10 protein-coding genes are annotated in these 24,269 nt (G+C 67.4%); 2 read left to right on the top strand and 8 right to left on the bottom strand.

Annotated elements, in window-relative coordinates; genetic code table 11:
- Positions 1-42 precede the first annotated feature (42 nt).
- On the bottom strand, positions 43-12,135 hold the full coding sequence (locus ABZ827_RS26810; RefSeq protein WP_357242186.1) for a toxin glutamine deamidase domain-containing protein: 12,093 nt from the start codon (positions 12,133-12,135) through the stop codon (positions 43-45).
- Between the two features lie 317 nt (positions 12,136-12,452).
- Here ABZ827_RS26810 and ABZ827_RS26805 point away from each other — a divergent pair, with 317 nt between their 5' ends.
- Entirely contained in the window at positions 12,453-13,136 is a 684-nt protein-coding gene (locus ABZ827_RS26805) for a hypothetical protein (protein WP_357242183.1), read from the top strand.
- Positions 13,137-13,190: 54 nt separating this feature from the next.
- On the opposite strand, the gene mmsB is transcribed toward ABZ827_RS26805, so the two are convergent.
- The 5 genes from mmsB to ABZ827_RS26780 form a co-directional block, all read right to left on the bottom strand.
- Complete coding sequence (gene mmsB, locus ABZ827_RS26800; protein WP_357242180.1) at positions 13,191-14,087, bottom strand: 3-hydroxyisobutyrate dehydrogenase; 897 nt, start codon at positions 14,085-14,087, stop codon at positions 13,191-13,193.
- Positions 14,084-15,172: an enoyl-CoA hydratase/isomerase family protein gene (locus tag ABZ827_RS26795; RefSeq protein WP_357242177.1), complete on the bottom strand. Its 1,089-nt coding sequence runs from the start codon at positions 15,170-15,172 to the stop codon at positions 14,084-14,086. Before ABZ827_RS26795 ends, mmsB begins: the two co-directional genes overlap by 4 nt.
- A 10-nt stretch (positions 15,173-15,182) precedes the next feature.
- Positions 15,183-16,337 carry an acyl-CoA dehydrogenase family protein gene (locus ABZ827_RS26790; protein ID WP_357242174.1) on the bottom strand — a complete coding sequence of 385 codons (1,155 nt, stop codon included), beginning with the start codon at positions 16,335-16,337 and terminating at the stop codon, positions 15,183-15,185.
- A 2-nt stretch (positions 16,338-16,339) separates the two neighbouring features.
- Complete coding sequence (locus ABZ827_RS26785; protein WP_357242171.1) at positions 16,340-17,839, bottom strand: CoA-acylating methylmalonate-semialdehyde dehydrogenase; 1,500 nt, start codon at positions 17,837-17,839, stop codon at positions 16,340-16,342.
- 195 nt (positions 17,840-18,034) lie between these two features.
- Complete coding sequence (locus ABZ827_RS26780) at positions 18,035-19,024, bottom strand: DUF2157 domain-containing protein (RefSeq protein WP_357242168.1); 990 nt, start codon at positions 19,022-19,024, stop codon at positions 18,035-18,037.
- 402 nt (positions 19,025-19,426) lie between these two features.
- Between ABZ827_RS26780 and ABZ827_RS26775 the strand changes: the two genes are divergently transcribed.
- A complete protein-coding gene (locus ABZ827_RS26775; RefSeq protein ID WP_357242165.1) occupies positions 19,427-20,485 on the top strand; it encodes an amidohydrolase family protein in 1,059 nt (352 codons plus the stop codon).
- A gap of 24 nt (positions 20,486-20,509) precedes the next feature.
- Here ABZ827_RS26775 and ABZ827_RS26770 read toward each other — a convergent pair whose 3' ends face one another.
- Positions 20,510-21,274 (bottom strand): SWIM zinc finger family protein, encoded by a 765-nt coding sequence (locus ABZ827_RS26770; protein ID WP_357242162.1) that lies wholly within the window; start codon positions 21,272-21,274, stop codon positions 20,510-20,512.
- A complete protein-coding gene (locus ABZ827_RS26765) occupies positions 21,274-24,078 on the bottom strand; it encodes a DEAD/DEAH box helicase (protein WP_357242159.1) in 2,805 nt (934 codons plus the stop codon). Before ABZ827_RS26765 ends, ABZ827_RS26770 begins: the two co-directional genes overlap by 1 nt.
- Positions 24,079-24,269: the final 191 nt, after the last annotated feature.

The raw sequence follows: 24,269 nt of genomic DNA, 5'->3' as shown, positions 1-24,269 counted from the left end.
CTCCACTTCCCCGCCGGGGCCCGGTGGCCCCGCCGCTGTCGATCACTTCAACGTGAACGGTTTATCCACATCCGGTGGGTCCGGCCGGCCGGCGGCTCCGTCGGTATCCACCGGATCATCCGCACCCGGCCCACCGGATTCCAGGATCCCGTCACCGTCGTCCGCCACTGCGCCTTCAGGGAGCCACGGGTGGTCCGTGGGCTCGGGCGGGTGGAAATCGCCGGGCAGTGACCACTCCTTCGGGCGTACGCGTTGCGGCCGACCGTGCCCGTGATACCAGATCTGCCGATGGTCCGCGGACTCGCCGCCGGGCCCGCCCTGCGGGATACCGGCTGCCCCGCTGTCGGCCGCCTCGGGGCTGTCGTCGATTTCGACGATCGTGCTCCCTGGATCGTCGCCGAGCGTAGTTCCGGACCTATCCGCCGATACCGCCGGTATACCGGAGGCGGGGACCGCCGGGCGCGCCGATCCGGCCGCGGGGTTCGCCGGCGCCGTGCCCTGGATCGCGACGAAGGAAATCTCTTCGGCGCCGGGAGCGTAGTCGGTCAGCGCCTCACTATGGGAGAACGTCTTCTCCGCCAACGTATCCCACCACACCGGCTCACTCGCCGAATCCGGGTAGATCAATAGTAATTCTGATACGGGCTCACCCCGGGAGCCGTCGGCGGGCCGCGATATCTGGACCAGTCCCCTCGCCCCGGTACCCAGTTTCCCGACGTGATCGAAGGCCTCGGTGAACTGCTGCTCGACCGTTCGGTTGTTCGTGGCCAGAGAGGTCGGTGGCGCCCCGAACTCTTGCGTCGCCAGATAGGAACGTAGCTCGGACAGACCAGTGTCCGCGGCCGGACGGCCGGCTTCGTTCAACCGATCCCAGTTCGGGACGGCGATACGGGGGCGACCGGCGTAACTCGCCGCCGACGCGTACACCGACCGCAGTCGGTTGTGCCGCCCCCCGGCCGGGAAGCCACCGCCGAGATGGATCAGCTTCCCGAAAGGCCTGCCTCCGGGCACCGAGCTGTACGAGCCCGGATGCTGGTGCTCGACAAACCCACCCTTCCCGTCGCTCAACGCATCCTCGAGTGCGCGGCGCTGCCGTGCGGCGGCCGATATCAGATCGGGCGTGCCGATCCGGAACACAACGGACGCCGATTTCGCAAGGAACTTCCCGGGCGGGCCATCGGTCATATTCCGGTGCTGCGCATCTGCCCACACCGGCCCGTCGGCACCTTCCGTATACAGAACGGCCGTCGCGTGAGCGCCATCGGTTATCGGTTCACCGTTGTTGTACAGCGGCGTGCCGCCGGCGTCCGTTTTGTGCCAGGTAGTGCTGACATACACAAGCGTGCCGGGCCCCAGCGCACGGATATGGTCGTGCGCGGCTCGGTATTGGTCGGCAACCGACCGGGAACCGTTGTCGAAGGACACTTCGCCGTTACCCAGGAACCGCGACGCCTGCTCTGCTCCGCACGCGAAGTAGTCCTCCGCGAACGCGCGCGACCTGGGCGCCGCGACCTGAGGCTTACCCGCGACCGTGACCAGCAGTGAAAGCGTCACGTCCTGGCAGTTGTCCGTACGACCCCATACGCCCATGCCCAGGCGTGTGTTGATGAGCGACCCGAAAGCCGGGCCGCCCCGCACCATCGTGAAGGTCGCCGGATTCTGGAACTGCGCGAAACTTCCATCGCGAAGGCGCAGCGCATCCTTCAGATCGGTATGGAACGACGGCAGTTCGATCGCCCCGAAGGTCCGCGTGCGATCGTCGGAAAGTTGCGGAATGATCTCCAGTTCCTCGGGCGTGAAGCGTCGTATCACCCCGGCCTGCGGGACCACCGCAGCCTCCGGGGCCGGTGCAGGCTGCTCCGGCTGTGACCGCACCACGTTGCGGAAACGATCCCGCAAGCGGAAAGGCGAACCGGTTTCGGCGAACAGCCGCGGCACGGCCCGTGAGCCGGTTTCGAATGGGCGGGCCGGCGGTTCCTCGGTGGCCTGGGTGGTCTCGGAATCCGGCCCGCTCTCGGACACCTCGGTAATTCGCGGTTCGAGTTCGTCGATCTCGCGGATGAAGCCGCTCGCCCCACCGCTCTTGGTGGCCTCGAAACGGGCCAGCATGTCCGCGGCGGTGGTGGTGATGACATGTAGCTGGGCGCCGGGGGGAGCGTAATGAGCCAGGTCCGGAAGTTGCGAGAATGTCTGCCGGGTCACCGGGTCCCAGTACACCGGCCGGGTGGCGGTGCCATCGAGCGGTTTCGGATAGACCACCAGTAGCCCGGTTCCGGAAGGGTGGTCCGGGCCGGGCACTGCCCACTCGGCGAAAATGAAACCCACTGTCCCGGGTCCCGAATTCGCGACCTCGTCGTATACGTCGAGGTATTTCTGTTCGGATGGACGGCCGTCCGCCAGGTGGATGAACGGTTTTCCGAAGAACTGTTCCGCTTCTCGGGCGGCGCCGGCGAAGATTTCGGCGTAAGGGGTGGGCTTTCCATCCTTGTTCAGGTGATCCCAGTTGGGCACCGTTATGCGTGGCAGACCGAGGAAACTTGTGGTTGCCGCGAACGCCGCCTCGAAGAAGCTGAGCCGGCTCGGCAGCCGGGACCCGCCATCGAGAACGATCAGTTCTCCGAACGGCTTACCTCCGGGTACCGAGGTATAGGTTCCCGGATCCTGGTAGGCGACGTAACCACCGTTACCGTCGCTCAGCGATTGTTCGAGCTGCCGCCGCGCCGCGGCGGCAGCGAGGACGAGTTCGGGTGTACCGATGATGAACTCGACATGTTCCGTTTCGTCGCGCAGCTGCCGCAGATCCGTGCACTCGCCCCACTGCGGTTCGTAGAAGACCGGGGAGCTGTCACCCTCTGGATAGACGATGGTGCTGGCGTGGCCCCCGCCGATTCTCTCTTGCCAGAATATTTTGATGTATGCCGCTGTTCCCGGCCCGAGCGCCTGAATCCGCCGGAAAGCGGCGGCATACTGCTGACCGGGGGTTCGGTGGTGGCCGGTGCCGTCGTCTTCGAACGAGACCGGCCGGCTACCGAGCAGGCGCGTCGCCTTCCAATGACCGGCGTGCAGGAAGCGCACCACAGCGTGCGGACCGATTCTCGGCGCGGCTACCTGCGGCTTGGCGTAGAAGCTGGCCAGTAGCGACAATGCGGTGTCATCACAGTTGGTACTACGGCCGGGCACCCGCCCGAAGGGACCGTTGATGAGCCGGCCGAAGGTCATACGGTCGCCCGGCCGCACAGTGAATGTGTCCGGGTTCTGGAACTGTGCGAAGGAGCCGTCGCGCTTGCGCAGCGCCTGTTCCACCCGGATCTGGTGCGTTTCCTCTTCGATGGGCCCGTACACCTTGGCGAATCGGTCCGCGGCGGGTTGCGCAATCAGCTCCAGTTCCTCGGGCGTGAACCGCCGGACCGCCGGTCGCGATGTGGAGCCGGCCGGCCGATTCTCGCCGCGGAGCCGGTACAGCGATCGGAAAAGACCACCCGTCTCCACATCCGGACGGCCGGCGCGCCACGGCCCGCCGCGCTGCACGGACCCACCAGTGGCCGGTACGAGCCGAGACGACGGATCGGATCCCGCGGACTCCGGCGCCGGCCTCGGTGTCAGTACTCCGTGGTCCCGATCTCCGGCCACGTTCCGCGCTGCTCCTGGCTCCAGCTCGCCCACGCCGCGGCTACCATCGCGTCGCTCCTCGTCGGCTGCGGTAACCGGGTCTGTTTGTCGATCACCATCGAGAACTGTTCCGGAGGTTTCACTTCGGACTGCACGTTGACCCGGTATTCGATCCGGTCCGGGCTCTCCTCGATCCGCAGCAATTCGATCCGGGTCTGCCGCGGATAGATCTGCCGTGCCGACGGAGCCCGGCCGGTCGTTGCCGACTCGGTGTAGTCCTCGGTGATCATCCGGCCCGACCAGCTCGGATACTCCAGGATCACCCCGGTATCCGCGTTCACCACCAGACTCGACATCCCGATCGACCGGCCCGTCTCCCGGTCCTGCCGGCTGATCTCCGGCTGGATCAGCCATGCCCCGATCGGCATCCGGCCGATCAGGTACGCCCGGCCCGGAAGTGCCTCGCGGAGGTACTCCCGAACTTGTTCCTCGTTCTCCAGCGGCAGGTTCATCGCCGACCCCTTCATCCGAAACTCCCTTCTTGCCAGAGTGGTCACCGGCGGTGGGTTCCCGCGGCGATGGAACCGCGTCGTTCCGGGAGCTCCCGGCAGCACCCGCCGGGCCGAGACCCGCGAAATCCTCGGCAGCCCGCCCCGGATCCGTGGCTACGGAACTCACGGCGGGCGATTCCTGGCGCGAATCCTGATTCCGCGGCCCGGTGACAACCGGTTGTGCCGGGGCAATACCAGCCCCCGGTGGCGGGCTCGTGGCCGGCGCGACAACCGTACCCGGCCGGATCGGAACGAAATTCAATACATCCGTTCTCCGCGCCAGCGCTTCGGGGGCCTCGGTAACCCACTGCCCGGTTACCGCATCCCACCACAGCGGCCCCGGCGCAGACGGCGGATAGACCATCGCGAAGGGCAGCGCCTCCCGGATGACCGGCTTGCCGTCGGCGCCGAGCACCACTCGGCCCTGCGAATCCTTCTCCAGTCCGAAACTGAGGCCCATTGCCGCCGAACCGGGACCGGAATTCTGCACCAGTGTGCCGAGTTCTTCGAACTGCCGCGCCATCGGTAGATCGCCCAGGAATTCGGACGGCTGGGTCCCGAGCCAATGAATGGCGCGCTTATAGCCGTCTATTTCATCCCGGGGGCTGTAGGTACCGTCGGCATCCGTATGGCGGGACGCGGCGGACAGCGGAGCACCGAGGAATGTCGACAGCGACGCCATCATGGCATCGGTATGGTTGGTCAAGCGGTCCGCTGTCCCCGGGCAGCCGGCGTTGACCATGATTCCGATCGGATTATCCGGTGTCGGGAAGGTACTGGGGTCCGCACCCACCAGGAATCCGCCATCGACGCGCAAAGCGTCCTCGAGGCTTTTCTGCTCGGAGGGGTGCTGCACCGGATCCAGGAAGCCGGGGCCGAAGCGGCGACTGTCCGCAGGGTTCGGCACGTGCATCGGCGCATGAGTGGCCCCGCTGGTGCCTGCCGCCGCCGGTTGCGTTGCCAGCGTATTCGACTGTGCCGCAGCATTATTCGTCGCCGGCGCGGAGAACGGCTCGAGAACGCCGCTCCCCGGGGGGATCGGCAGGAATCCGACCGAGATCGAGTCGCGAACCATCTTCTCCGGCGGCCGGTCGGACCAGTCGCCGCTCTGCGCATCCCACCACAGGGGTTCGTCGGCCCCCTCCGGGAAGACAACCGCTGTCGCATGCCCGTCACCGGCCGTGGGAAGACCGGTCACCGGGTCGTTCTCGGACCAGGTGTTACGGATGACCGCCGACGACCCGGGGCCGAGACTCTTGATGTAGGCATGGATCGCCTGGAACTGGTCCGCTATCGATCGGCCGTCTCCGGCGTAGCTGTCGAAATCGGTCCGGAACATCTGGCGAATCCGGCTGATACCGGTCGCCCCTTCCGCCTCCACACCGACGGCGACCCCGTCCACGATATCGGGATAGTGCGGAACTGCCAGCAACGGCAATCCGAGGAACGTCGAAATCGCCGCCAACGTACAGTCGATGCAGTTCTTCTGCCGTCCCGGCAGGGTGGGATCGACATTGATGACCTTGCCGAGGGGCTGACCGTCGATCAGGAAGGTGCGCGGATCGGCGTACCGCACCGGTTTCCCGTCGACCCCCCGCATACTGTCTTCGAACTGCCGTTGCAGATCCGGAACCTCCAGTGGTGCAAGCAGTCCCGGACCATATACCCGGCTGCTCGCCGGGCTGGGCACCTTCGACGGCGGGAACCGCTTCTTGTCCGGCGGAGCGGGTGCCAGGGACTGCGGCGCCGGGGACTGTTCAACCTGCTGCTGCTCCGGCACCGGATGCTGTTGGTCCTGCTGCGGCTCCGGCGACGAATCGACATCCAGCATTTCCGCATCGTCATCGGCGGTATCGCCAAGGGCGGCAGCCGCATCGCCCATCTCGATATCGTCATCGGCGATATCGCTACGGGCGGTAGCGGCATCGCTCATCTCGATGTCCCCATCGCGACCCACCACGTCCGGCTCCGAGGGCACGTTCAACGGCGTCGCATCGAGCTGTAGCTCCGGATCGGACCGCGGCTCCGGATCGGACTGCGACTCCGAATCCGGCTGCGACTCCGGATCGGACTGCGACTCCGGATCAGAATGCTGTGCGGACCGGAGCTCCGATGTCTGCTGCTCCGGACCCGGTCCTGGGTCCTTCAGCGTCAGTGATTCGAACGCGCTGGTCAGCGCTTCGATCTCGGCGTTATCGAGCGCCGCGGCCACAGGTGGCTTCGTATCCGCACCGGACGTGGCGGGGAGCGGACCGAAAAGCCCGACCGGCCTCGTAATGCCCTGATCGCCGGTAGCGGGCCGGCGTGCTGGAGACGAAACCGGGGCATCGGGGGAAGGATCAGCGAGCTCCCGAGCCGGCCCCACCATCACGACCTGCTGTGCGTCCCGGCCGTCGCGTGCGGGCGGATCCCGGCGCGTATCCGGCGCCGACCGGTCGTCCGCTGTCTCCCGTCGCGGATCCGCCTCAGTGGCATCCGGTTTCACCTCGGTATCCGCAACCAGCTTCGCCTGAACCAACCACTCCGGCCCACCCTCGTCGATGCGGCCGGCCCGGGTTACGCCGGTGATCTCGTAGTGCATCCCCCGCGGTAGCAACAGCTCACGTTCGCCGTCGTGCGCGCCGGTACTTCCCATCCACAGTGCGGGAGATCCCTCGGGAACCACCAGATCAAGCCAGACGGGTGCTTCTTCGAAGGCCGGTGTCGATCCCAGTGAGGTCGACAGATAGGCCGGGTCCCGCTGCCGCGTACCCGCCAGCAGCGTGGGGTCGCGATCGCCCAGTGGCGCACCGTCGCTCGCGACCAGGTATTCGACTGTGCGTAGCGCACGGATCGTGTGCACAGCCTCCGGTACCGGATGCGAAACAGCCGCATCGATCTCGGCTATCCGCTGCTCGAACACCGGCCGCGAAGGTTCGTCGTCCAGCCAGGCACGCAGCCGGTTCAGCATCCGATGCCCCTCCCGTATCGAACGCATATACGCCACCGGATCGGGCCGGCCCAGCACCTCGTCCACCAGATCCTGCTGCTGCGTGGTCAGGTTCGAGCGATCGGCATTCGACAGATCACCACTGTCCGGCCGGACCGGATCGGTCAGTTTCGACAGGACCTGCCACGAAGCACTCTGCGCATACAACTCCGTGAAGTACGTGTCCAGGTCTTCGTGCTCGGCCCGCAGCACCCGGTTCACCGAGATCGACGCATCGGTGTACATGAATGCCGCGTCCTGTTGCGACCGCGGCAGTTCGGGATAGATATGCCCCAACCGCTCGTCGCCGTACCGCTGGCCCTCCTCGTTGTCGGTGAACCGGCGCGGCGAGCCGATCGGTGTCTCGGGGACGCCGTCGGACTCGGCAGCGGGCTGCGTGGCCGAGTCCGGGGGCCGTGCCTCCGGGGCGGCCGGTGGCGGTGGCGGCAGCTCGGTCGCGGGTTCGGAGTCCTCCACCGGCACCGGCTCCTGCGCAACGGGTGCCGGTGACGGGTCCTGATGCGAAGTGAACAGCCGGCGGATACGCTGCCGCAGGTGCCACGGCGTACCGGCGGGATCCGCGGGCAGCACGGGGCCAGTGCTGGGTGGCGACGAGGGGCTCGTGCTCGGTGGCGGGGTGGAATCCACCGCGCGTCCGGGCGGGATCGTGATAAAGCCGACCCCGGTACTGCCACCGATCACATCGTCCGTCGGCCGATCCCAGGTTTCTCCGGTCACCGGGTCCCACCACACCGGGCCGGGCGTGGTGGCCGGATCCACGGCGGTCGGGTAGACGACGACCATCGGGTCGATGCGGGAAAAGACGGGTGCGCCCTGGCGATCCCGCACCGGCGCTCCGGTTCTGGGATCGAGCGTCGGTATTCCACGAAGCGCCAGAGCCGCCGACCCCGGCCCGAGTCGCTTGATGCGATTGTGCAGCCCCAGGTACTGCTTGCGCACCGGGGTGGAATAGCTGTAATTGTCCGGCAAACTCTGCAACCACGTGAAGGCGCGGCCGGGTCCGTCCCGCTCATCACGGTTGTCGTACGCCCCGCGAGGCCCGTCGGGATACCGGCGCAGGGCAACCTGCGGGTTCCCGAAAAAGGACGACAGCGCCGAGATCGCGGCATCGAATTTGTTGGTGCCGCGCCCCGATATCAACGGCCCACCGGGATTGATCATCGCGGCGACCGGAGTCTCCGGCGTCGGATAGGTTCGCGGGTCGAAACCGGCTACGAAACGTCCGTCGCTCCCCCTCAGCACATCCTCCAGCGACTTCTGTAAACCGGGATGTTCGAGGGGCCGCAGGCCGCCGGGGCCGATGCGGCGTGTTCGCGACGGGTCCTGTAGCCGTTGCGGCGGATCCGGGCGTTTGTGCACCGGTTCGAGCACCGACCCCGGTAGCAGTTGGACCGGCGCCGGCGGCGGCACCGGAACCGTCGGCGCGACGGTAGCGGTGGAGGTGCCGGCCACGGAACGGCCCGGCGGGATCGGCGTGAAATCGACTTTGGTCGAATCCTGGATCATCCACTCGGTCGGCCCGACCGACATTCGGCCGGCCTGCGGATCCCACCAGATGGGTTCTGTGACGCCGGGATCATCCGGGAACACCACCAGCGTGACATGTGAGGGGCCGTCGACAGGTTTGCCGTCCTTGAACAGTGGCATCCTGGTGCTGCGATCGGCCGCCTGCCACGTGTTGTGGATCACGGCCGCCGACCCCGGACCCAGTGCTTTCACATACTCGTGGATGGCGGTGAACTGTTCGGGGACGGTCCTGTTCCCGGTGCGGAAGTTATTGGGAACGGTCCGTAGCATATGGAGCAGCCGGCTGTCACCGCTGGCCTCACCGCTGCGATTATCCAGCTTGCCGTCCACGATATCGGGATGCCGTGGCAGGGCGACCCGCGGCAGGCCCAGGAAGCTCGACAAGCCGGCCATCACACAGTCGAGGCAATTGTTGCGCCGGCCGAGCGCGTCCGGCCAGCCGGGGTTGATCTGGTCGCCGTACCGCTTACCGTTGGCCATCACTGCGCGCGGATCAGCGTATTTGCGGAATTTCCCGCCGGAATCCCGCAAGGTATCTTCGACGGCTTGCTGTAGCGCCGGATCTTCGAGCTCCGCGAGCAGCCGCGGCCCCAGCACCCGGGTACCCGCCGGGTCGGACAGTCGCATCGGCGGTTCCGGTAGCCGGTACTTGGGCTCCGGCGGCTGTTGCGCCCCCGGAACCTGCTGGGCGGGATTCCGTGACGACCCGGGCGCCTGCGGACCCGACCGCGGGACCGGGCTCGGTGCCGGCGCATTCTGCGCAGCGGTGGTCACCGGAACCGGAACCGGCCCCTGCTGCGTGACCGGGCCCGGGGGCTGCGGTCCAGGCGCGGTCCGCGCTTCCGGCTGGTTCGGCACCGGTTTCGGCGAATCGTCGGTTCGCATCCTTTTCGGCGGGGGCGCTTCGGATTCCGATTCCGCGAACGACCGCTTGGGCCGCGGTGGCTCGGAATCGTTCGGCGCCGGCCGAGGGATGCTCTGATCGGACTGCGGATGTACCGGGTTGCGCGTCGGTGAGACGGGGTCGGCGACCGTGGTATTCACTTCGGGTACAACGGGATCGGTGCCCATGCGCTCGGTTCGCGAGGCCGAGATCTGTGCGTCGTTCCCGTCCGACCCGTCCGGTGCACCCGGACCGGCCGTCCCCGCCCGAGGTTGCTCGTCGGATCGCGGCCCCCCGGAAGTGGTGCGTTCCGACGCGCTCCGCGGCCCCGGATGAGACCCGGACTGCGCGCTCGATCTCGGACTGGACTGTTCCCCGGATGAATCCTTTCCGGTGGCCGAATTCGTGGCCACAGTCGAATTCGATCCGCCCGTGGTGCTCGAATTCGGGGCACCGGCAGCCGGGGAATTCGGCCCGGTAGCCGCTGGGCCGGAGGTGCCCGGACCCGCTATACCGGGAGTCGCAGCGCCCGGCACGACCGAAGTGGGCGGGCCCGCCGAGATCGACCCGACCGGCGGCGTCCCAGGCGGAACCGACGTTGTCGAATGGGTTTCATCCGGCTGCGTAACCGAGTCCAGCGGCCCGGGAACTCGCTGACCGTCCGTCCCACGCCATCCATTGTCCCCTGCGGCCGGTTCCGAGTTATCCTCGCCGGTAACAGCTTTCGGATCGCCGTCCGGGGAATTCGGCCCGCTGCCGGTTTCCGGCTTCGCCACCGCTTCCTGTCCGGCCGCGGAGTCCTGCTCATCGTGGCCGCCGCCTCGAGATTCTGCCTCTTCGCCACCGGCCGGAGACTGTGGGCCGTCCTGGCCGGTAACCTCCGATTCGGACGTCTCCTGACCACCGCCGCGCTGATCGGTCGAGCTCTGCTCGCTCCCGCCCGGATCGGCCGGCGTCTCGCCACCGGCCGCGGTGACCGGCGTGGAGCTCGGTTGCTGCTGATCACCGGGCTGCCCGGTCTCGCCCGGCGTGTTCGGCACCGGCGCGTCACCGTTGCCCGAATTCTCCGGAACTTGCTGCTGTGCCGGGTCCGGAGTCTCGGTGGTGGACGGCTGCTGCGACGGCCCTTGCCGCGATTCGCCGTTTCCGTGGCCGGCCGGATCCGAAGTCAGCGGGGTGCTGTTGTCGCCGGGCCGATCGCCGTTCGGGCCCGAACGCGAAGAGTTCTGGTCTCCCGGCCTTTCGTCGCCGCCCAAGGGAGACCGACCGGCCGGGGACCCTACTTCCGCGCCGGTCCACGTTTCCCCGGACGACTGCCGGCCGCCCGGCGGCTGCTGATTGTTCCCGAAGGGTGATTCCCCGGAGCTCGGCCGGGTAGCCGGACCGCCCGGAGAATTCTGCCCCTCCTGCCCGCCCGGTGGGGAGGAAGCCTGATTCCCACGGCCTCCGTCTTCCGGCGGAAGATTCCGCGGTACCTCCCCGGGCGCGGAACCGTCGCCGGGTCCGGGAAGGAATTCCGAGCCGATCTGCCCGCTGCCGCCGCCGGGGAACCAGTCGCTCGACGCCGACCGCCCGAACATGCTCCCGCCGTGGAAGGTGGACGGGTCCGCCGCCCCGACCATGCCGCCCTGGATGAATCCGCCGGCCACCCCGATACCGGTGATGCTCTCGCTCAGGCTCTGCCCGGAGACACCGGCGACGAGCAGGCTGCCGAAAATCCCGGCGACACCGTCCGCGCTACCGCCCACCACCGCGTTCCGGGCCATCCGCCCCCACACGTTCGTATCGAAGGTATTGCCGAAGCCCTTGCTGATGCTCTTGTTCATCCCCCGGGCCACCAGCGACCCGACCGGTTCCGCGGCGCCACCGGCGAGAACACTCAGGCCGAATTCCTCACCGTTGAACTCGTCCCGCTTTCCGTCGGCCATCTGGCCGCCTTGGACCGCCCCGTTGATCAGCCCTTCCTCCGCCGCGCCCTGGAGCACCTCCTCGCCCAGCTGACCCCAGTCGGCGGCGGTGGGCTTCGTCGGTTTGCCGTTGGCCAGGTTGCGCCAGAAACTCCGCTCGATCTTCGGGGCACCCAACCTCGCGGCCAGGTTCTGCAGTGTTCGCTGGGTCGCCTGACGGATGGTCAGCATGATCCCCTGCGTCGTGCCGACGGCCGCTGCCTCGGCCGCGGGCGCGGTGGGCGGAAAAAGCCAGGCCAGCGCAATTTCGACGGCGAGCCAGCACAGCGTGATGATGATATTGAGTTTCGCTGCCTGCAGTTCGGTACCGAAATCGAAAGTGGTATCCGAGGTTTCGAGCATGCTCTGCGCCAGCGCCTCGAGCGACTGATCGCCGATGCGGAGCTGGTCGTAGAGAGCCGCGATCTCATCCCGGGCCGCACCCGCCGGATATGCCGCGACAGCAGCTTCCTTGGCCGCGGCGATAGCGGCGAGCAGGCCGAATGCCTCATCGGAGCCGTCTTTCCAGGCCTCCGAGACCGCCCAGGCCTTGTCCTCGTCCCCGTCCGGCCATTCGGCGCCCGCGATCCAGCCCAGCCAGCGCATATCCTCGGGCAGGTAGAGCGTCATCGAAGCAGCGGGTCCGAAGTCACTGTGCTGATCACCCAAATCGTCTCATGATCGACAGGGCCAGATTACCGCGAGCCGGGTTAACAGCTGGTGTCGCGCAAGGGAATTCGACATCCATGAATTGCCTTCCCGAGCTGGATTCGCCCCGGAGAGTGAATTCGGCTCATCCGTATGTCGAACATCGAGTTTCCGCTCGCCGAACAGTGTTGTGTCCGGCCTGGATCGCCTCCGGATCAGGTTTCCGCGCGCGGGCCCGGACGGATTCTCGGCGGTACGGTTGATTCGATCACGGTGTTGCTGGAAGGCGGAAAATCGAAATGGATCCCTCGCGCTGTGTTGTCCTGGTTCCGGTCGCCCATCACATCGAACGCGACTGTGATGCGGCTCTGAAACAACTCGAACGGCGCGGCTATCGGGTGTGGCGCAGGTACGGATCCGCCGCGATCGATCAGGCGCGCAGCCAGATGGCCACCGAGGCGCTTGCCGAGGGATTCGACGAGTTGATGTGGATCGATTCCGACACCGGATTCGAACCGGAGATGGTGGAACTGCTACGGGCCCACGATCTTCCGCTGGTCGGCGGCGTATGCGTCAAGAAGGGCGCACGAGCATTGGCTTGCCATATTTTGCCCGGTACCGAGAAATTCGTCCTCGGCGACGGCGGCGGTCTCACCGAGGTGCGCTACACCGGAACAGGTTTCCTGCACACCAGGCGGGAGGTCTACGAGAAGATCGCCGAACACGAGGAACTTCCTGTCTGCAATATCCAGTTCGGCACGCCCACCGTCCCGTACTTCCTTCCGATGCTGATACCGGAGAACGGCGATCACTGGTACCTCGGCGAAGATTTCGCCTTCGCCGAACGAGCTCGGCGCTGCGGATTCGACGTGTACGTCGATACCAGCTTCCGTCTGCAACATATCGGTACCTACGGCTACACCTGGGAGGATGCGGGTAGCGATAAGCCCCGCTACGCGAGTTACAACTACAACTTCCGATAAGGGTGCGCCGGCGTGGTCGCCGACGCACCCCTACGGTCCCGGGTGGAGGCGAACCTAGGCCGGGGATTCCCCGCTGCGCGCTCTGACCTCGGTCACAATCGCGGAAAAGTCGCGGTCCGCTGAGGTCTCGTTGAACCGCCGGTAGATCTCGGCGGCCAACTGCCCGATCTGCCCGTCGATCCCGTTCGCCCGCAAAGCTTCCGCGGCCAGCCCCAGATCCTTGTTCATCAGTGCCGTCGCGAAACCCGGCTGGTAGTCGTTGTTCGCCGGGCTGGTCGGCACCGGACCCGGAACCGGGCAGTAGGTGGTGAGCGCCCAGCTCTGGCCGGAGGCGGTGGACACCACATCGAAGAACGACTGGTGGCTCAGGCCCAGTTTCTCGCCCAGCACCAGCGCTTCCGACAGGCCGATCATCGAGATGCCGAGCAGCATGTTGTTGCAGATCTTGGCTGCCTGCCCGACCCCCGACACACCGCAGTGCACCACCTTCGCGCCCATCACCTCGAGCATCGGCAGCGCCTCGGCGAAATCGGGCTCCTCCCCACCGACCATGAAGGTCAGCGTGCCGGCGGCCGCACCGGTGACACCGCCGGAGACCGGGGCGTCCAGCGCCCGGTGCCCCGCCGCCACCGCGGCTTCGGCGGCCGCTTTGGCATCGGCGACGTCGATGGTCGAGCAGTCCAGGAACAGCGTCCCCGGCGTGGCTACCGGCAGCAGTTCGGCATACACATCGCGCACCAGTTTTCCGTTGGTGAGCATGGTGATGACGACCTCCCGGCCGGTGGCCGCGGCCACGCCGGAATCGACCAGGGCGACCCCGTCCTTCTCGGCTTGCTCACGGGCAGCCGGTGAAGGGTCGAAAGCGCGCACGTCGTAGCCGGCCTTCACCAGGTTCGCCGCCATCGGCCCACCCATATGGCCGAGGCCGAGGAAACCTACAGTCTTGCTCATCGTTCTTCCTCCGGAATAGTCAAACCCAGTTCCCGCGAACCCAATTCGGCGAAATACGCCTCGACCCGATCGGCGGTCACGTCGGCCGCGGTCGCCGGCGACCAGTTCGGATTACGGTCCTTATCGATGACCTGGGCGCGGATACCCTCGACCAGATCGTGCGAGGCCAGCGACGCGACCGAAACCCGGTATTCCTCGTTCAGCACCGCCTCCAGGCTGCCCGCCTTACGGGCGGAGCGCAGCGAGCGCAAGGTGACCTGAAGTGCCACGGGCGATTTCGACAGAATATCGGTTGCCGCCTTCTCCGCTTCCGGATTTCCGGCGCCGCGTAGCCGGTCGACGATCTCGGCAACGGTCTCGGCGCTGTAGCAGGTGTCGATCCAGTCGCGCGCGCCGAGCATTACCGATTCCGGTGCCGCACCGGCGAATTCGGCGATAACGTCGGCGGCGGCTGCGGTCTCCAGGCGGGTGAGCAGCGCCGGGATCTGCTCGGCGGGTACGAAATGGTCCGCGAAACCGGTGGCGATCGCATCCCCGGCCTTCATCCGAGCGGTAGTCAGCGCGATATGGGTACCCAGTTCGCCCGGGGTCCGGGCGAGCAGATAGGTACCGCCGACATCGGGGATGAACCCGATTCCGACCTCCGGCATCCCGATCGTGGACCGCTCGGTGACGATCCGGTGACTGCCGTGCGCGGACAGCCCGACCCCACCGCCCATCACGATCCCGTCCATCACCGCGATATACGGTTTCGGATAGCGGCCGATCAGCGCGTTGAGAATGTACTCGTCGCGCCAGAATTTCCCCGTCGCCGAATCGGCGGCCGATCCGATATGCCCGGCGGCCTGCTGTTCCTTGGCGTCGTGGTGGATGGCCACGATATCGCCGCCCGCGCACAGTCCCCGCTCACCGGCCCCGGTGATGGCCACGTGCCGGATCGAATCATCGGTGGCCCAGGCCCGCAACTGCTCGGTGATGGCGAGCGTCATGGCATGGTTGAGCGCGTTGATCGCCTTCGGCCGGTTCAGGGTGATCAGCCCCAGGCCGCCACGCTGTTCGAGCAGAACTTCGGGTTCGTCGCTCATCTACTTCCTTTCATACCGCACCCGCCTGGGCCGACGCGGTCATCGACCGGGCGACCACCATCCGCATGATCTCGTTGGTGCCCTCGAGGATCTGGTGTACCCGCAGATCACGGACGATCTTCTCCAGTCCGTACTCCGACAGGTAACCGTAGCCACCGTGCAGTTGCAAGGCGGCGTTGGCGACCGAGAAACAGGCATCGGTAGCGAATTTCTTGGCCATCGCACACAGCTCCACTTTGTCCGGGGCATCGGCGTCCAAGGCCGCGGCGGCCCGCCACAACAGGGTGCGGGCAGCCTCCAGATCAGTGCGCATATCGGCCAGTTCGAACTGCAACGCCTGGTTGTTCAGCAGCGGCGCGCCGAACGCGTGACGCTGGGCGAGATAGGGCACGGTCTTCTCGAGCGCGGCCTGCGCCCCGCCCACCGAACACGCCGCGATATTCAACCGGCCGCCGTTGAGACCGTTCATGGCGATCCGGAAACCGTCACCCTCGGCCCCGAGCCGGTTGGTCACCGGCACCCGGGCGTCGGTGAGAATCACCTGGCGGGTGGGCTGGGCGTTCCAGCCCATCTTCTTCTCATTGGGACCGACCTCCAGCCCCGGCGTATCGGCGGGAATGACCAGTGTCGAAATCCCCCGTGATCCGGTATCGCCGGTGCGGACCATCATCACGTACAGGTCGTTGCTACCCGCACCCGAGATGAACTGCTTGGCACCGGTGACCAGGTAATCGTCGCCGTCACGGACCGCCTTGGTGGAGAGGGCGGCCGCGTCCGACCCGGCCCCGGGTTCGGTCAGCGCATAACTGCTCAGCAGATCCATCGAGGTCAGGCCGGGCAGCCAGCGGCGGCGCTGTTCGTCGTCGCCGTAGGCGTCGATCATCCAGGTCGCCATATTGTGGATGGAGATATAGGCGGCCACCGCCGGGCAGCCTGTCGCGAGTTGTTCGAAGATCCGGACCGCGTCCAACCGGCGCAATCCGGACCCGCCGAACTCCTCGCGGACATAGATCCCGCCGAGCCCGACCGCCCCGGACTTCTTCAGCACATCCACTGGGAAATGCTTGTTCTGGTCCCAATCCAGGGCGTTCGGCGCCAGGTATTCGTCAGCGAACTCCCGGGCGGTATCGCGGATTGCCCGCTCGTCGTCGTCGAGAGTGAACATCGTCATTCCATCGTGGGGATGACGAAGCTGTTGCTTTCCTTCAGCCCCGCCGGCCAGCGCTGGGTGACCGTCTTGGTCTTGGTGTAGAAGCGGATCGAATCGGGGCCGTGCTGGTTGAGATCACCGAACCCGGACCGCTTCCAGCCGCCGAAGGTGTAGTACGCGATCGGCACCGGGATCGGGACATTGATCCCGACCATGCCGACCTGCACCCGGGCCGCGAAATCGCGGGCGGTGTCACCGTCGCGGGTGAAGATCGCCACGCCGTTGCCGTATTCGTGGTCGTTGGCCAGCGCGAGACCTTCCTCGTAGTCCGCCGCGCGCACGACACTGAGCACCGGGCCGAAGATCTCGTCGGTGTAGATCGACATCTCCTTGCCGACCCGGTCGAACAGGGTCGCGCCGACGAAGTAGCCGTTCTCGGCGCCTTCCACGGTCGTACCGCGACCGTCGACCACCAGTTCGGCGCCTTCGTCGATGCCCTGCTGGATGTACTTCTTCACCCGGTCCACACCGTCGAGACCCACCAGCGGCCCGTAGTCAGCGCCCGGATCATCGGATTTGCCGATATTCAGCTTGTGCACCCGCTCGGTGAGCTTCTCGACCAGCCGGTCGGCGGTCTCCTCACCCACCGGCACCGCCACCGAGATCGCCATGCAGCGTTCACCGGCCGAGCCGTAGCCGGCGCCGATCAGTTGGTCGGCGACATCGTCGAGATCGGCATCCGGCATGACGATGGCATGGTTCTTGGCGCCGCCGAAGCATTGCGCGCGTTTGCCGTTGGCCGTGGCGGTCTCGTAGATGTACTGGGCGATCGGGGTGGAGCCGACGAATCCGACGGCCTTGATCCGGGGATCGTGCAGCAGCGTATCGACGGCCTCCTTGTCACCGTTGACCACGTTGAAAACGCCCGGGGGCAGACCGGCCTCGAGGAACAGTTCGGCCAGGCGCAGCGGTACCGAGGGGTCGCGTTCGGAAGGCTTCAGCACGAAGGCGTTACCGGTGGCCAGCGCGGGGCCGGCCTTCCACAGCGGGATCATGGCCGGGAAGTTGAACGGGGTGATCCCGGCGACCACGCCGAGCGGCTGGCGCATCGAATACACATCGATCCCGGAGCCCGCGCTCTCGGTGTACTCACCCTTGAGCAGGTGCGGAACACCGACCGCGAATTCGATGACCTCGAGGCCGCGCTGGATATCGCCCTTGGCATCGGCGATGGTCTTCCCGTGTTCGCTGGACAGCAGCGCGGCGAGCGAATCCATCTCGTCGTTGACCAGGGTCAGGAACTTCATCAGCACCCGGGCCCGGCGCTGCGGGTTCGTCGCGGCCCAACCTGCCTGTGCGGCTTCGGCATTCGCGATAACGGATTCGACCTCGGATTTACTCGCCAGCGGCACCCGGGCCTGCACCTGCCCGAGGTTCGGGTCATAGACGTCGCCGAACCGGCCGGACGCGCCGGGGACATGCTGCCCGCCGATGAAATGTGTGAGTTCTCGAACCATGGCGATTCCTTGCCTCGTGTCGGGGGTGGCGGGCGCGGCGCTGCGGCCGTCCGTCACACGAAGATCATTCTTGCGGGCATCCAATAGTTGGACGTCCAAGCAAAACGATACACCCGGCCCGACCAACAAACCAGGCTTACCCACAATATGCCCGCCAGCTGCGAAAACACGCCGCTGGACAGGCGCGACGGGTACCTAGACCGCGTTCTTCGCCGACCTGGTCAGCAGGTAACTACCGATCCCGAGCACAACCGCGCCGACCACCAGAATCGCCCCGGACGCACCCGCCGATTCGCCGGTCCAGTCCGCGACCGCCTCCACCGCCGCCAGGGTCAGCGCGGCCGCACCACCCAGACTCAGCACCCAGGACCGGTCGGTGGCGTAGAGCGCGAAACACACCGCCGAGACCACCGCGGTGAGCACATACGCCAGCCGCATCTCACCGAACATATCCACGGTCTGCGCCCCCACGACCGCCAGCCCGACGCCGACCACATAGCCGGACCACACCTCGAGCACGACCCGCAACCGGGACAGCCCCAGCCACCCGAGGCCGAGAACCAGCACGCCTAGACCGGTCAGATCGTCGTCGATGCCCAGCACCTCGTCCAGCAACCCCGATACGGCCGCCGCGCCGAAACCCGCGCACAGCAGTAGCCCGAGTAACGACGGCAGCGCGGCATACCCGGCGGCCGCGGCCACGAGCCCCGCCGCGGCGGCGTACACCCAGGTGACGTCCCGGGTGCTATCCCCGTCGTCGAAAACGGCGCTCGCCGCACCGGCGATACTCACCGCCGCCAGGGCGAACAGGACCGCCGCCAGACGCGTCCGCGCTGTATGACCGGCGACCGGCAGCCGGCGCCAAGCCGCACGGAACAGCACCGACCGCCCGCCCGCGGTCGCGACCCCGGCCACCGTCAACCCCAGCGCGACCAATACGAACAGCACGAACCGGCCGACCTTCGCCATATCGTCCCAGGATTCGGCCAGGATCAGCACCAGACCGCTCAGCAGCAGCCCGGCACCCGCATACGCGGCTATTTCGGCGAGCAGCCGCGCCGGTGTCGGGCGCGGAGTCTCCTCCGCCAGTGCCGTCACCACCGCACCCAGCTGGGATTCGTCGAGCACACCCCGCCGCACGAGATCCACCAGAGCGGCCGGAGCCCGCTCGGGTGCCTGCCCCACCGCCGCCGGCTCACCGCCTGTCCGGGCTGCCGCGGCACCGGCCGGCGACTGGTCACCACCGGTTCCGGCCGAATCCTTATCTGCGACGGTCCGGGCCGGTAATCTACCGCGACGCCGGCGAGCGGAAGCACCCGAATCACCCTTCGGCGGTGTCTCCGGCGCAGGACGCGACGACCCGGACTCCGCGGGGCGCGACTTACCCCGCGAGATCTGCTGCGACGCTTCCGGCGCCGAATCCTGTTCGGCCACAGCACCCAGTATGCAGCCGCGGACGCCGGCTTTCCCGCCATGAGATCAAACCAGCCGGTGCGGGGTACGTACGCGCCGCTCCGGTGCGGGTACATACGCGCTACGCTCGGGCCCGCGATCCGAGGGCGGTCGCGGAAAGGAGCCGGCAGCGCAATGGCCATCGGCGATATCCGGATCATCGATACGCATATCCACCAGTGGGACCCACTCACCAACCCGAGTGAATTCAGCCGGCCAGCGAAACTTATGCGAGCCCTGCCGCAGCTCCTCGGGCTCACGACTCGGCTGGCCCCGCGTAGAGACCGGGAATTCGTCGGCGAACTGTCGGCGTATCTGAACCCTTATCTGCCCGCCGACTATCAAGCCGACGCCGGCGGCCTTTCGGTCGAATCGGTGGTGCATATCGAGGCCGGATGGGCCGGGCCGAAATCGGAGGAAACGCGCTGGGTCACCGCGCTGCCGTTCGGTGTGGACACCCCGGCCCTCGCCGCGGTCAGCGGCGGCGGATTTCCGGCCGATCCCGGTTTCGCCGAACTCCTCGACGCACATCTATCGGCGTCGCCGCTGGTACGCGGGATCCGCAGTGCGGTCTCGCACCACCCGGACACCGGTATCCGCAGTTTCGCCCCCGGCCCGGACGTATTGCGCGGCCCGGCGTTCCTGGACGGTTTCGCTGCCCTGGTCGAACGCGATCTGGTGTTCGAGGCGTGGGTGTACTCGCATCAGCTCCCGGACGTCACCGCACTGGCCCGGCGCTACCCGGAAGCGACGATCGTCCTGAACCATCTGGCCACGCCCGCCGGAATCTTCGGGCCGGTCGGAAAGCACACCGGACGCGACGCGCAGGCGCGCAGCGAGATTCTCGAACGCTGGCGCGCCGATATCGCCGATCTCGCCGAAAACCCGAAGGTGGTCGCGAAGGTCAGTGGCCTGATGATGCCCGTCCTCGGCCATCCGGTCCCACGCCCCGGGGCCTCGACACCTGTTCCCGAACTCACCGACCGGATCGGACCGCTGCTGCGGCACGCGGCGGACGTCTTCGGTGCCGACCGGCTGATCTGGGGGTCGAACTTCCCGGTGGACCGGCCGATCACCTCGATCACCGGCAGCGCCGAGGCGGTCTCGTCTGTCCTGGCCGAGCATCTCGGTGACACCGCGCCGCTGGAAAAGGTCTTTCGAACGAATGCCCAGCGGGTCTACCGGCTGGAGTGAGGTTCCGCGACCCGAACCTGCCCGCTACCGTCCCGTCATGGCGGTGTACATACCGACCAGGGCACGGTTCGCGGCCGCGGCGGTGGACTCGTCGGCGGACAGCATGCGTAACGCTCGCCGCAAAAGTGCCGGGTCCAGATCGTCGAGCGCGGGGCCACCCCGTGGGGCGGGCAGCGCGGGCAGTTCCAACGCGTCACCGTAGGGGTCGGCGGCCTCGTCCACCTCCGCGGTCGCCGTCTCCACTCCGCCGATCAAGGCGTCGATACTCAGACCACGCACCGTCAGCAGATCGCGCGGATGTTCGTCCAGGCGTTCGGCCAGCAGGCACATGACAGCGACAGCGTGTTTGCACGGCCAGCCCGGATCGGGGCAGCTACAACCGAAGTCGATATCGGCGGCCGTCTCGGGAACCAGATGCGGTGCCAGTTCGCGTGGCAGATCCCCGGAGACGATCCGGGCCAGCATCCCCGGCGCGGACCGGATCACCTCGACCACCAACTCCACTTCCTCCGCCCGCAACCGGCGGATTTCGCAGGTGGTGGTGAAGGGTCGCGGCTGGCTGCCCTGCACCTCGGCAACGACGGCCCCGGGTTCGATTCGGTAGCTCACCACCTGACCCGCCCGTGCGTAGGTGCGGCCGCGCGCGAGCCGGCCGGGATCGGTGAGCCGTTCCATCACCTCGAGCAATGCCTTGCCCCAGAAGGTCCGGGCGAATCCACCCCGGCGGCTACGCGCCGTGACGCCGCCGGAAACCGGTCGGCGCTTACCGAATTCACTGAAATCGGCCATCACTCACCCACCGCTTCGGCACCGAGGGTGAACAGGCGCGCCAGATCGTCGTCCCCGAGTTCGGTGATCCAGTTCTCCCCCACCCCGACCGCGAGATCGGCGAGTTCGCTTTTACCGGTGATCATTTCGTCGATCCGTTCCTCGATCGTATCGACGCAGACCAGTTTGCGGACCTGCACGGCGCGCTGCTGGCCGATCCGGAAAGCGCGATCGGTGGCCTGGTTCTCCACCGCCGGGTTCCACCAGCGATCGAGATGCACCACATGGTTCGCGGCAGTCAGGTTCAGGCCGGTACCGCCGGCTTTGAGCGAGAGCAGCATCAGCGGCGGACCGCCGGCCTGCTGGAACGCCTCCACCATCCCGTCGCGCCGTTTCTTGGTGACCCCGCCGTGCAGAAAGGGGATCCGGCTGCCGAACCGTTCGGCGAGGTACGGGACGATCAGCTCCCCGAATTCACGGAACTGGGTGAACAGCAGCGCTTTCTCCCCTTCGGCGAGTACCGCGTCGAGCACATCCTCGACCAGCGCCAGCTTCCCGGAGCGATGCGAACCCCGGCGCAGTACGGCAGAGGAATCACCGAGGAAATGGGCGGGATGGTTGCACACTTGCTTCAGCCGGGTCAGCGCGCCCAGGACGGCGCCTTTGCGGGCCATCCCCTTGGCATCCCGTAGTTTTTCGAGCATATCCTCGACCACGGCCTGGTAGAGCGCGGCCTGTTCGACAGTGAGATTGGCTCGGACCGTCATCTCGAGTTTCTCGGGCAGATCATCGATTACGGCCGGGTCGGTTTTCACCCGGCGCAGCAGGAACGGAGAGGTGACGGCGCGCAGCCTGGTTACCGCGTTCTGATCGTTCTCCCGTTCGATCGGCACGGCGAAACGGGCGCGGAAGGTCTGCGGGCTGCCCAGCAGTTTCGGTACGGCGAAATCGAACAGAGAACGCAGCTCCTCGAGCCGGTTCTCCACCGGTGTGCCGGTGAGCGCCAGCCGGTGCCGGGCCGGTAACGCCCGCGCCGCGCGCGCCTGCCGGGTGGCGGCGTTCTTGATGTGCTGCGCCTCGTCGAGCACCACCCGCTCCCACCGCTGCCGGGAAAGATCGCCGATATCGCGGGCGAGCAGTGCGTACGTGGTGATCACCAGATCCGCCCCGGCCACGGCCGCGTCCAGATCCCCACCCTGGGCCCGGCCCGGCCCGTGGTGCACGAGCACCCGCAGGTCGGGGGCGAACCGCTCGGCCTCGCGCTGCCAATTGCCGACCACCGACATCGGGCACACCAGGACAGTCGGCCGCGGCGCGGTGTCCCGTTCCCGTTCGTGCAGCAGCAGGGCGAGGACCTGGATCGTTTTGCCCAGCCCCATATCGTCGGCGAGGATCGCCCCGCAATCCAGGCTGTTCATCGTCGCCAGCCACGTCAGGCCGCGTTCCTGATACGGCCGCAACTGCGCCTTCAGCCGAACGGGCGCGGCCACCGGTTCCTGCGCGCGACCCGAGTCGAACAGTGCGGCCGGCCAGCCCTCGGCGGTGACCTCGGTGAGCGGCACCCGGCCGACCGGATTACCGGCGATCTCACCGATCAGATCGGCGAGCGTGATCTCGTCGTCCGCGCTGTGCAGCGCGACGAATTTCGCGGCGGCGGCGAGCACGCTGTGGTCGGCCTGCACCCACTCCCCGCGCAACCGCACCAGATCCGTTTGCGCCGTGATCAGCTGCTGCATCTCGGGCTCGGACAGCACGATATCGCCGAGGGCGAGTTCCCAGCGGTAGGACACCAGCCCGTCCAAACCGACCGCGCTCTGCGCGGCCGGTACCGCCGCCCCGCTCACCCGCAACCGCAGACTCGGTTCGGTGATATTCCACGCCCGGGGCAGCAGCAGCGGAATCCCGGCGGCCGAGAGCGCCTGCGCGCCGTGCGCGACCAGGTCGGCGACCACCTCGGTCGGCAACAGCAGGTCGAGACTCTGCGGGTCGGCCGGTACATCGCGCAGCCGGGGGTAGGCCCGCTGGGCTTTCCCCAGCCATTCCAGCCCGGTACGCACCTCGTCCGGAACGCCGGGCACGGGGATCGGCCGCGGTGCCGTACCGTCGGCGCGCAGACAGACCTCGAGCCGCCACAGCGCGGAATCCCCCGCGGATCCGGCGAACTCCTCGTCCGGCTCGCGCAACCGCAGCACCAGTTCGGATTCATCCGCCGAGCGCGTCTCCCGCCACCGCCGCAGGACCTCGGCAGCCTGATGACTGCCGGTTTCCACCGGAACATCGGCGGCCAGCGCGTGTACCAGCGGATGCGGATGGGTGTCCGGGGGTAGAAGTTCGCGCACCATCGGATCGGTGAGTTCGGTGACCATATCGTCGAGCACATCGGCCGGATCACCCGCGATACGCAGTGCGGGCGGCACCAGCGCCGCGAGTTCGGCGAGCCAGGCGCGCTGGCCCGAACTACCGGCCGTGCGCCAGCGGGCCCACCACTCACCGTCGTCGCGCCGCAACTCGGGTACGACCAGCCCGGCCCGTATCCAGCGTTCGAGGCCGAGCGCGATATGCGCCAGAAACCGCAGATCACCGGCTACCGCCGCGGACGGCAGCCGCTGCCGCAGCGCGGCGGCCGCCGCGGCGGGCGCGAGCGCGTGGGCCCGGACGACCTCGCGGCGGGCGCCGGCCTCGTCGACGATCAGCACCTCGGCGCGATGCCGGAAACGCGACTCCGCCAGGACCGAGCCGAGCAGACCCCCGACCGGCGCGCTCTCGACCCCCGGGGCACGCCACAGCAGTAGCCCGGACCCGGGCGACCACAGTCCGTGCAACATCGTCCCATCCAATCAGTCCGGTCCGACACGCGGAAACCGCTCCCCCGCGAGCTCGCGGACAACCGGACCCACACCGCCCCGGCACACCCGCGTTATGTCTGGATTTATCCACCCGAACGGCACATACTGGGAAATATCCGCTGGTCACCGCTGATATCCGCGATGCATGCCCGCCGGGCGGAGCCCGCGCC

It is taken from the genome of Nocardia sp. NPDC019395, from assembly GCF_040632335.1.
In the GTDB taxonomy this organism is placed as follows: Bacteria; Actinomycetota; Actinomycetes; order Mycobacteriales; family Mycobacteriaceae; genus Nocardia.
The sequence above is the reverse complement of the archived record's forward strand: the minus strand, read 5'-3'. Positions and strand labels throughout refer to the sequence as shown.

Bases quoted from the DNA above. Each gene is read 5' to 3' on its own strand.
- ABZ827_RS26810 (WP_357242186.1), bottom strand. From the start codon at position 12,135: ATGACGCTCTACCTGCCCGAGGATATGCGCTGGCTGGGCTGGATCGCG.
- ABZ827_RS26805 (WP_357242183.1), top strand. From the start codon at position 12,453: ATGGATCCCTCGCGCTGTGTTGTCCTGGTTCCGGTCGCCCATCACATC.
- mmsB (WP_357242180.1), bottom strand. From the start codon at position 14,087: ATGAGCAAGACTGTAGGTTTCCTCGGCCTCGGCCATATGGGTGGGCCG.
- ABZ827_RS26795 (WP_357242177.1), bottom strand. From the start codon at position 15,172: ATGAGCGACGAACCCGAAGTTCTGCTCGAACAGCGTGGCGGCCTGGGG.
- ABZ827_RS26790 (WP_357242174.1), bottom strand. From the start codon at position 16,337: ATGTTCACTCTCGACGACGACGAGCGGGCAATCCGCGATACCGCCCGG.
- ABZ827_RS26785 (WP_357242171.1), bottom strand. From the start codon at position 17,839: ATGGTTCGAGAACTCACACATTTCATCGGCGGGCAGCATGTCCCCGGC.
- ABZ827_RS26775 (WP_357242165.1), top strand. From the start codon at position 19,427: ATGGCCATCGGCGATATCCGGATCATCGATACGCATATCCACCAGTGG.
- ABZ827_RS26770 (WP_357242162.1), bottom strand. From the start codon at position 21,274: ATGGCCGATTTCAGTGAATTCGGTAAGCGCCGACCGGTTTCCGGCGGC.
- ABZ827_RS26765 (WP_357242159.1), bottom strand. From the start codon at position 24,078: ATGTTGCACGGACTGTGGTCGCCCGGGTCCGGGCTACTGCTGTGGCGT.